This is a genomic window from Williamwhitmania sp., from assembly GCA_035529935.1.
Taxonomy (GTDB): domain Bacteria; phylum Bacteroidota; class Bacteroidia; order Bacteroidales; family Williamwhitmaniaceae; genus Williamwhitmania.
On sequence record DATKVT010000223.1, the window covers coordinates 1 to 10625 of the forward strand.

General features: G+C 44.1%; 9 protein-coding genes. 3 read left to right on the forward strand and 6 right to left on the reverse strand.

The window, feature by feature from the left end; all coding sequences use genetic code 11:
- Window positions 1–114 precede the first annotated feature (114 nt).
- A complete protein-coding gene (locus VMW01_16850) occupies window positions 115–966 on the reverse strand; it encodes a GNAT family N-acetyltransferase (GenBank protein ID HUW07910.1) in 852 nt (283 codons plus the stop codon).
- Window positions 967–1243: 277 nt separating this feature from the next.
- Here VMW01_16850 and VMW01_16855 point away from each other — a divergent pair, with 277 nt between their 5' ends.
- Window positions 1244–3673: an FtsX-like permease family protein gene (locus tag VMW01_16855; protein ID HUW07911.1), complete on the forward strand. Its 2430-nt coding sequence runs from the start codon at window positions 1244–1246 to the stop codon at window positions 3671–3673.
- 65 nt (window positions 3674–3738) lie between these two features.
- Here VMW01_16855 and VMW01_16860 read toward each other — a convergent pair whose 3' ends face one another.
- On the reverse strand, window positions 3739–4113 hold the full coding sequence (locus VMW01_16860) for a hypothetical protein (GenBank protein HUW07912.1): 375 nt from the start codon (window positions 4111–4113) through the stop codon (window positions 3739–3741).
- 2 nt (window positions 4114–4115) lie between these two features.
- Window positions 4116–4712, reverse strand: coding sequence for a sigma-70 family RNA polymerase sigma factor (locus VMW01_16865; GenBank protein HUW07913.1), 597 nt, complete (start codon window positions 4710–4712; stop codon window positions 4116–4118).
- 255 nt (window positions 4713–4967) lie between these two features.
- Between VMW01_16865 and VMW01_16870 the strand changes: the two genes are divergently transcribed.
- A complete protein-coding gene (locus VMW01_16870; GenBank protein HUW07914.1) occupies window positions 4968–5327 on the forward strand; it encodes a hypothetical protein in 360 nt (119 codons plus the stop codon).
- 132 nt (window positions 5328–5459) lie between these two features.
- Here VMW01_16870 and VMW01_16875 read toward each other — a convergent pair whose 3' ends face one another.
- Window positions 5460–5696 carry a hypothetical protein gene (locus tag VMW01_16875; protein ID HUW07915.1) on the reverse strand — a complete coding sequence of 79 codons (237 nt, stop codon included), beginning with the start codon at window positions 5694–5696 and terminating at the stop codon, window positions 5460–5462.
- A 36-nt stretch (window positions 5697–5732) separates the two neighbouring features.
- Window positions 5733–6095 carry an RDD family protein gene (locus tag VMW01_16880; protein ID HUW07916.1) on the reverse strand — a complete coding sequence of 121 codons (363 nt, stop codon included), beginning with the start codon at window positions 6093–6095 and terminating at the stop codon, window positions 5733–5735.
- Between the two features lie 158 nt (window positions 6096–6253).
- On the opposite strand from VMW01_16880, the gene VMW01_16885 reads away from it, so the two are divergent.
- Window positions 6254–8347: a prolyl oligopeptidase family serine peptidase gene (locus VMW01_16885; GenBank protein ID HUW07917.1), complete on the forward strand. Its 2094-nt coding sequence runs from the start codon at window positions 6254–6256 to the stop codon at window positions 8345–8347.
- Window positions 8348–8385: 38 nt separating this feature from the next.
- Here VMW01_16885 and VMW01_16890 read toward each other — a convergent pair.
- The coding region (locus VMW01_16890; GenBank protein HUW07918.1) for a bifunctional YncE family protein/alkaline phosphatase family protein at window positions 8386–10625 on the reverse strand (2240 nt) is incomplete at its 5' end.

A 10625-nucleotide genomic window follows, 5' to 3' on the forward strand; every position in this document is an offset into this window, starting at 1 on the left:
AGCTTAAGACCAACTTTTAGCGGCCAAACGATGAAAATCTCCTCCGTGGATATTTCATTTGGACTTGCCTACTATTTTGGCAGGATTGAACAGATGGCAACTAGCGAATAGTGGCTAGTTTTCAAAACTGAATTGCATCTCAAACTGGTTTACAAAAGGTGCAAATCCTATTTTTTCTAACGCGGCAGCGAACTCAGGTTTATCCTCAACGTTTATTAGCCGTAACTCTTCTGCATAGGTTGATTCAGCGAGCATCTTAAATAGAATTTTGCCAAACCCTTTACCTCTAAATTCTCTTTTGATGGCAAACTGTGGAATATCGCCGGCCGTAGAATGAATTACACCATATCCAACAACCTCATTCTCGCGGAGCAATTCAAAACTTCGATAGTTGGGATCATTTAAAATAGAGGGGGTTGCATTCTGCCAGGTGGGAGTATAATCCCACCAAGTTATATAGTTCGCAAGTTGATTACCATCTATCTCATTCAACCGAAAGTTCTTATCAACCAAGTTTAACTCGGCCATCGCCTTTCTCTGTGCTTTGTAGCAGAGCAGGTGACGAGAAATGTGAAAGCCATACTTTTCGTAAAGCTTTTGGGCCGGAATATTGTCTTCTAATACCTCTAGAACATAGTGTTGAATTCCTCGCTCCCGGAGCATCATAATCATTTGTTGAAGCAGCTTACTTCCTAGTCCTTGGTTGCGATAGGTGGGCAAAAAGCCGGTTCCTCCATCGTAGCAATACCGCTGACCATCAATTATTCGGTAGCCATTGAGTATAAATCCAACAAGCCCCTTTTCATAGAGCCCCACAGAGTAATCCTTGTTGATATCGCGGCACCGAATAAAATCTTGAAATTTCTCCTTCGTCATGGCTATGTTCACTGCATAGTCGCTAAACGCCTCCACAAAGGCCGAATGAATTGTGTCTACCGATTCGTTATTGAGCAGCTTTGTCTCCATACCCGAGCAGTTAAGTTTCCATGATTTGAATAGAGAATAGAGTCAAAGGTTTAAGTCTTAATACAAAAGAAGTAATAATCTAAACTCGCACACTTGAGAAAGCGTTGCTGCATTACTAAAATATTTTAGAGAAAAAGAGCACAACTTTATGTTTTACTGTAACTATTTTGCGTCGAAATTCATCATATAAATTAGTGATGCAAATGCATCATACCCGAATACTTAATCGTTCTTTAACCATGCAGTAAAAACAAGTTACTCATTATAACTCTTACCCATGTTTCAAAATCTACTCAAGCATAGCTTTCGTGCACTTAACCGTCAGAAAGGCTATGTACTTCTAAATATTCTTGGGCTTTCCATTGGTATTGCCTGCAGCTTGGTAATCATTCTTTTTATAGTGCATGAGCACAGCTTCGACCAGTTTAACCAAAAGAAGGATCGCATATACCGGCTCATCCTAAACGGAAAAATAGGCGGGCAGGAGTTAAATGTGGCATATACAGCAGCGCCCATAGGGCCAACCATGCTCAGAGATTTTCCTGAAGTAGAAGACTTTACTCGCATTAACGCCTGGGGAGAAACCATTCTTAAAAATGATACCCAAAGCTTTACCGAAACAGCCTTTATTGAAGCCGATTCTTCATTTTTTAACATCTTTTCCATACCCTTTCTTGTGGGTGACCCCAAGGAGGCATTGGCTTCGGACCATAGCCTAGTGCTATCGCAATCCACCGCAAAAAAGATATTTGGAAGCAGCAATCCCATGGATAAAATGCTGAAGGTTGGCGACGATTCCGTGCTTTACAGAGTCACAGGAGTTATGGCGGACATTCCTGAGGCATCACACATACGAGCCAATGTTATTGGTTCATTTATGTCGAACCCTAGGTCGAAGGATAACCAGTGGCTTTCGAACAGCTTCGAAACCGACCTCCTGTTAAAGCCCAACACCGACAGACAACAGGTGGAGGCAAAAATTCCGGCAATGCTACAAAAGTATGTTGGACCTCAAATTCAACAAATTCTTGGTGTAAGCATTGAAGATTTTCTTGCAAAAGGGAATAAGTATAACATGTATCTCCAGCCTCTTTCGGACATACATCTCAACACCAGCATTCAACAGGATATGAAGCAACCGAGCGATCCTAAATACCTGCTCATTTTTGGCAGTATAGCACTCCTCATTATACTCATAGCGGCCATCAACTTCATGAACCTTTCAACGGCACAGGCTTCCAAAAGGGCAAAGGAGGTGGGTATAAAAAAGGTCAGCGGTTCAACCAGAGGAATGCTTATTGAGCAGTTCATTGGAGAGTCGGTTTTGCTAACATTTGGTTCGCTCATACTAGCCATTTTTATAGTAGAACTTGCCTTTCCATACTTCAACAACCTTCTGGACACGGAACTTCGGTTGAACTACTTTGGCTACATCTACACCATTCCCGCACTAATAGCTCTTGCAATAGCCATTGGACTCCTTTCTGGAAGCTATCCAGCCTTCTACCTGTCATCGTTTAACCCATACGATGTGCTAAAAGGGAAAATTAGGGCAAGCATGCGCAATGGCCGACTACGAAGTGTTCTGGTGGTGCTACAGTTCACCATCTCCATTATTCTTATAGTTGGAACCATAGTTATTTTTAGGCAGATCCAGTTTATGCTCAATAAAAATCTAGGGTTCAACAAGGAGCAGCTGGTGGTAATTACCCGTGCAGAAACCATTGGGCCAAGAATCAAAACATTTAAGGAATCGATGAAAAGTATTCCCGGCGTAATTTCGGTCACCGCCTCAACGGCTGTTCCGGGTCACAACAACAATAACAACGGCTACATGATGGAGGGGCGAGCGCAGGAGACCTTTTTGATGCAAACCAACTGGGTGGACTACGACTTTTTGAAAACCTACGACATTAAGCTGGGTACGGGACGCTTCTTCAGCCAAGCTTTTCCCACCGACCAGAATGCCTGCGTGGTAAATCAAAGTGTGGTAAAACAATTTAACCTTGTCAATCCATTGGCAACGCGCTTCATCAACGCAAGAAGCATGGACGATAGTTCAGCCAACAGCTTTATGCCCATAATAGGGGTAGTCAAAGATTTCAACTTTGAATCACTGCGTTTTCAGATTACGCCTTACGTGATACGCTTCAAGAAGGAAGGGAATAACTGGGGTTACATTACGGTGCGAATTATGCCCAAAGATATTCCCAACACCATGGAGAGCATAGAGAAGGTGTGGGGCGATTTCACCTCCAATGAGCCCATGCAATACTTCTTTTTCGACGATGATTTTGCAAGGCTTTACAAAGAGGAGACACAAAACGCCCAGCTGGCCGTGCTTTTTGCTATACTTGCCATTTTCATTGCCTCACTGGGATTGCTGGGGTTAACCTCCTTCGCAGTGGAGCAAAGAACCAAGGAAATTGGAATTCGAAAAACCATGGGCGCTTCGGTGATGAGCATATTCTTTCTCATTTCGAAGGAGATTATTGCGCTGGTTACCATTGCAACGGCAATTGCCCTACCCATTACCTACTTCCTTGCCAAGGCATGGCTGCAAAACTACTACTACCGCATCACCCTCAGCCCGTTCGATTTCCTAGCAGGCTTCCTAGCGGCTCTGCTCGTCGCCATTGCAACCATAAGCTACCAGACTATTAAGGCGGCAAAAGCAAATCCTGTAGACTCGCTGATTTACGAATAGAAAACAATAAGCCCTTCATTTTCACTGCCTACACAACAGTAAAATGAAGGGCAAAATATACTGTGCTAAAGTTGAATCGAACTTCTGCGATGCATGAAATACTTAAGCACAACCTGATCAACAAAAAAAGTAAAAAAGGTAGCCAGCACTACCTCGCCAATTGGAACAAGGTTGTGTGTGAAGAAGGAGAGCCATTCGATGCTTTGTAGGGATTTATCCATATTGGCCCAAAAAAGAGTTCCTCCAAGTACAATAAGCACCCCAACCACCACCAATACCTTAAGGCCAAAATCGAGCAAGAGTTGACGCCAAGCAATTTGACGCTCAATGCGAGCAACAACACGATCGGCAAATGACGCTGGAATGTCAAACTCCGGTGCAGCAGATAGAGCTTGGTCTATAAGCTGGTCAAGATTGTCGGGTAACGATTTGCTGTTCATGGTTATAAAGATAGCTGTTTGTCGTTATTTAATATGCGTTCTTCCGCAATGTCAGGAAACTGTTTCACCAGTGCATCGCGTATCAACTTGCGGCCACGGTTAAGGTAACTCTTTATGGTTCCCTCCTGCATACTGGTAATATCTCCAATTTCCTGTATCGAAAACTCCTCCAAGTAGAACAGCGTTATAACTGTTCTGTAGTGAACTGGCAGCTGGTCAACCAACAGATGAACCGACCGCTTAAGATCGCTGCTCTGCAAAAGTTCGGAGGGCGTTTGAGGCGAAGGAAGTGAGATAGAAAAATCTTCCAAGTTTTCGTTAAGCTGTAACTTTTCTTTTCCCCTTCTGCGAATATGGTCGATACAGGTGTTGTAGGCAATGGAGCCTATCCATGTCGATAGCTTGGAGTCGCCCCTATAGCTATCGATATTTCGGAACACTCTAATAAACACCTCCTGGCACATATCCTCCGCATCCTCCTGTTGACGAACCATGCGCAGCACCATATGCCAAACCAGCCTCTGGTACTTACTCACCAGAAAACGAAAAGCGTTGGTATTACCACATTTTATCTGTGCTATGAGATCTGCGTCGGTCATCTACACTATTTGTCGGAACAAGCAATGAAAAGGTTGCAGAAAATCGGAAATGTAACTCGAATTAATTTTCGGTGAAAATTATGCAAAGAAACAGAATGGCAGGTGTTCCTCTGACAATTTTTTGTTCCATCGCCATGATTAAATAGTTTATTATCAACAAAAACGAAGCTATTCTGAAAAAAAACAGCATCTGCTGCAACCTTGCCAAAGTATTTAACGACAAATGAAACAGAACTAACACTAAAAAACAGAATTATGCAAGACGTATTCACAACGGCGGTAGTTTTCTTCGGAATATACTACATCCTAAGAATGTTCACCAACTTTCTCCTTAAGCGTAAGATTATTAAGTCGGGACACTTTGACAAAGCGGACATTCTAAACGAGATAACCGTTCAGCCGCAGGAAAACGAAAATCGCTATCCAACGCTGAAGTGGGGACTGGTTGCCCTAATGGCCGGCATTGGCTTACTAGTAGACGACCAGTTTTTTAATACCAGCGGCGACTACTCTGGATATGCACAGCACGGCATGGCTCCTTTTGGAATTGAGCTGATGTTTATTGCTGCAGGTTTTCTGATCTACTTCTTCATAGCTAACGCAAAGAAAAAGTAGTACATGAAAGTGTTGAACGTTTAATGGTTAGTGACCAAAAAGCCCTTTGAAAAAAGGGCTTTTTGCATTATGCAAAAGAAGGAACAGTTCTGGTCGAAACAGTTCCTTTGTAGATACCTCAGATATAAACTATTACTTCTTATCGCAAGGCTTGTAGATTGCACCTGTAGCAAAATCTACAATTGTGCTAGGTAAAAACAATACAACATCAGCAATAAGGGCTCCTCCTCTAATTTGCCTTTGGGGTTGACCCGGTGCTGGCTTTGTCCGTTGACATTCTGAAACTGTTCCACCAAAAACGGTTGCACAACTAGACAACGTAGCCAATATTGCTGCTATCGTCATCGCATTTAAAACTCTCTTTTTCATTGAAAACTGATTTAGGGTTAAACATATAATTAACTACTATAGTTTTACAACAGTAGTTTTTGAAATCCAATCATGTAATCCTTTCTTGAAAAAAAGGAAAGATAAGGCATCAAACAAAACAAGTAAGCGCACGAACGTTCTTCCTAAAATTTGAAAAAAAGTAACACGATCAACAATAGTGGTAGAAACAACCTTTGATCGAGTAATAATCTTTCCTACAGTTCTTCCATCTATTAATTCAAAGATTAAATAGTAAAGAAAATAAGCAACAATCGAAATCCATTTCACATTATTTCTATCTATAACATCTCTGAATATTCTGAAAAATAATATCATAATTAATAGGTAGAAAATGGTATCCAACAAAAAGTTGAGAAAACGAATTGTTTTACTTGCCATGATTTTTTTCTTAAATATAATACAATGATTTAAAAACAAAAAAACATATTGCCTTTTTAATAATTTTTTTTGGCAACATCTTTTAATGAATTCGGCTGCGATTAATACATACTGCTAATTTTGCATATAAATCTATCCCAGTTTTTTCAGCTTTCGGCATGAAAACGATTTTTGCTGTTCTTCTTCTTATACATCCTTTGTGGTGCTGGACGCAACCATCCATAAGCTATCCAACCACTCCAACCCACCCAGTGAGCGACACCCTGTGGGGAACGGTGGTTACCGACCCATACAGGTGGCTAGAAAACGTTCATGACACCGATGTAGCGAAGTGGATTTCAATGCAGGAAAAGTTGACCAAGCGTTACACTCGATGGAAGATTACCACCGATCCCTCGGTGGAGAAATTATCTGAAGTGAGCTACCAGCCGCTGATTAGGCAGGGGCATTACTATTTTCAGCTGAGCTATGCAAGTAGTGGTGAGACGCAATCGATCTACTACCAAACAGCATTTTACCAGAAGCCTGTCCTTCTCTTCAATCCAAATCGTTTGGATAAAAAGGTAACTGCCATTAGCTCATTTCTGCTTTCACCCGATGGAAACACCCTAGCGTTGATGCTTTCGGAGAATGGCAGCGACTGGCGAACTATTCGGTTTCTGGACCTCAAGAGCCGAACCCTTCTCCCTGATGAGCTACATTTTCTTAAATACAGCAACCTTGCATGGTATAGAGATGGTGTTTTTTATATTCGATACGCTACTGCCAGCAATGACGAGTCGTTCAAGGGAGTCATTAATGGAAGAACCCTCAATTACCATAAACTTGGAACGACTCAGGGCAGCGATAAGCTAATATATACACCTCAGCTCCCAACCGATTTCTTCACCTTTGACGTTACCCCAGATGAGCATTTTTTGGCGATTTACCATGCAGCAGTTATAAATAATCGGCTGCTAAACAGCCTTTCAACCATCTGCTTAAAGGACTCCCTGAATGCAACTCTTGTTCCAGTGCTATCGGTGAGCGATGGAACCAAGCGCTTTGAAGTTGTAGGTGACGAAAACGATAGCCTGATAGTGTTCACCAACTTGCTTGCCCCCAAAGGTCAGGTGGTGCTTTTTTCAACCAATGAAGAGAACCATGGCAGGGTATTGATACCGGAATCCAATGCCATGCTTACGCAGCTAAGATTGCTTGATGGTAAGCTGCTTTGCCTCTACAGCGATAGCCTACGGGAGAAGTTTGTGGTTCATAAGCTCAACGGGGAACCGATTGGCGAATGGAGCATCCCTTTGGGATATGCCGTCACGGACATTTCGGGATCTGCCACCGACAGCTTGGCCATATACTCATTCCAGTCATTCTTCGCTCCGCCAACCGTATACCAAGTGAACCTACGCACACTTACGCGGCGGTCTGTTGGCAAGACCCTCATTAACTACAACTATCGACAGTTTAACACCATTATACTTACCTACAAAAGCAAGGACAGTACAGAAATACCGCTCTATGTAACCTACAAAAAAGGGTTGCTGCTCAACGGTAATAATCCGCTTTTGCTTTACGGTTATGGAGGGTTTGGCATTCCTGCCAAGCCGTTTTACGACCCAGCAAATGTTGCCTTTCTTCTTCGGGGTGGTGTGCTTGCGGTTCCAGCCATTCGTGGTGGAGGCGATTTTCCCGGTTGGCATAAAGCGGGTAGCCGACTCAATAAGCAGAAGAGCTTCGACGATTTTACTGCGGCAGCACAATACCTCATCCGAATGGGATTCACCAATCCAAATAAGCTTGCCATAATGGGTGGTTCAAATGGAGGGCTAGTGGTTGGTGCTGCCATTACCCAACATCCCGAACTCTTTAGGACTGCGGTAGCCGAATCGGGCCTATTCGACATGCTTCGTTACCACCTCTTCAATATTGGCTATAGCTACTCCGCCGAGTATGGTTCTGTTGCTGATTCTTCCGATTTTGTTAACCTGTTTTCCTACTCCCCTGTTCAAAATGTGAAAAAAGGGGTGCATTACCCCTCTGTGCTTCTTGTTGCCTCCGACAATGACGACCGGCTCAGCCCATTTCACTCCTTTAAATTTCTTGCTGAATTACAGGCAAAAGGGGACGGCAAAAATCCATACCTTCTCTACTACCAGCATAACGCTGGCCATACGGGAAGTGATGTTTTCAATACCGAAGTAGAGAAAAAGGCATTTGTAATTGGCTGGATTGAGGCTGAACTAGGCATGAATAGATAGCCGGGGAAAGGAATAACCATGCCCGGATCTCCATTCCTCTAGTCGTCATCGTCCACTTTGTTGAGAGCAACAAAGGCTGCATGCTTTGGTGCAGGACACGGTGAAGCCTCACCCTTTACTGCGGCCCAAATCACCTTGTTGAACTCATTGTCGGGAACACGATCCTCCTTGCTAAAGTCGAAAGTCTCACTCAGCTTTGCCCACTTGTTATTCACCTTATTAAGATCATTAAGATCCACCGTTTCTGGTCTCTGAATAAACGGAGGATGGGTGGCAACGTTGTCAAAACAGCGGAACATTGGAGTAGCGGCAGCGTCGTACTGGCTCATAGGGGGAAGGCCCAGAATAAGTTCAATGGTTCGCAGCATGGAGGAGGTAGAGTAGGCGGTGTGGTCCACAAAGTTCTTCTTAACAAAGCCACCAGCCACGAACGCGGTAGTGCGATGGGCATCCACATGGTCGGGACCATTTTGAGCATCGTCCTCTACAATAAATATGGCACACTCATTCCAAATGGGACTGTGGCTTAAATAATCAACAAAAAGGCCAACGGCCAAGTCGTTATCGGCAACGCTAGCAAAAGGTGTTGGCATTCCCCTTCGCAGTCCACTTGTATGATCGTTAATAAATCGAAGTGTATTTAGGCGAGGTAGCGAGCCACATGCGAGCAAGGAGTCGAAATCGCGCTTCCACTGATAAAAGCGAGTAGTGTCGAGAACGCGCTGATCCCAGCTGGTAAAGTAGTGGCAGTAATGACCAACAAGTACAGGAATGTTTGGCTTATAGTTATCGGTAAATTCGCCGTAGGTGCGGTAGGTAACGCCATACCGCTTGCAGAAATCCCAAATAAACCCATCCTTATTATTGGCCACATCTCTACGTCCCTCTGCGTCGTATTCACCACCGCGGTTGCCGTAACTTGTTGGCCAAGTTTTTTCGAGATAGTCGGTAGCATAGGCGCCATCGCTCCAGTTGTGCCCATCGGCACTAACCTCACCATCGGCATAAAAGTTGTCGAGTAGCACAAATTCATTGGCCAATGCGTGCTGGTTTGGTGTGAATTTCTGCCCAAAAAGCACAAGGCTGGTATCACCGTTTCCCTGTGGCATGTCGCCAAGCACCTGATCGTATGTCCTATTCTCCTTAATCACATAAAACACATACTTAATGGGCGAAGCATCACCAACGCGGGAAGGAATTGGGTTTCCTTCCAAACCTTCAGCCTTCATCTCACCATCCTTGTGGTAGGGTGTATTGGCATATACCACCTGAGAGTAGGTGGCAAGCTGCTCTTTGTCTGGAGTGTTAATAATGCTGAGCTTTCCGCGCAGTAGTCCAGCAATGTATTGCTCTTTTGGAACTGTTTTACCAGCCTTTTGGTATTCAACCTTTTCCGATCTACGGGTAGGATTTGGACCAAGCGGGTTTGGAAAGGAGGAGTAACCCTTTCCGTTTGCTACAAATATTGTATGATCAATAGTTCTAACGCAGGTTGGATACCAGCCCGTTGGAATAAAACCCAGGCTTCGGCTTGACCCCGGATTGGAAACATCGAATACCGCCAAGCAGTTATTATCGGCATTCGCTACGTAGAGCGTTGTTCCTTTGCTGTCGAGCGCAACGCTATTGGCTGTTGAACCTGCCGGAGAGTCGGGATAGAGTGCGGTGTTCAACGTTTCTACCACCATGTTTTTATCCACATCAACCACCGATATGGAATTGTCGTTGGCGTTGGACACGAACAGAAATTTGCCATTGGGTGTGATGCACATATCGTTGGGATTGCTACCAACTGCAATGGCACTAGTAAACGCTTCCTTGTTGGTGCTGTAAACCAGTATCCGCTGGCATGCCCAGCAGCTAACATAGAGCTTCTTTGCATCGGGCGAAAGCAGGCAGGTATAGCCCTCCCCACCAAGCGGTAGCCTCTTTACTATCTGCTTTTTCTTTAGGTCGATTACGTATAGGGAGTTGTTATCCTTTGTTACCACATATAGCCTATTGTGGGCATCGTCAGCAGCAATGCCTGCAACGGAAATTTTCTCCGGCCAGGGCCTTCCTAAAACGATGGTGTCGGAGGGTATGAGCTTGTTATTCTGTATATTGAACTTCACCACGAAGTTGTCGTTTCCACCCGAAGCATAGAGCTCGCGGCTGTTGGACGAAAAGGCAAGTCCAAGCCACGACTTCTTTATCAGAATGGTGTCGAGCACCACCTCCTTTTGAACATCAATTAGCTGGATGGTTTGGTCGCTCTCACCGTTATTGGTAACTGCCA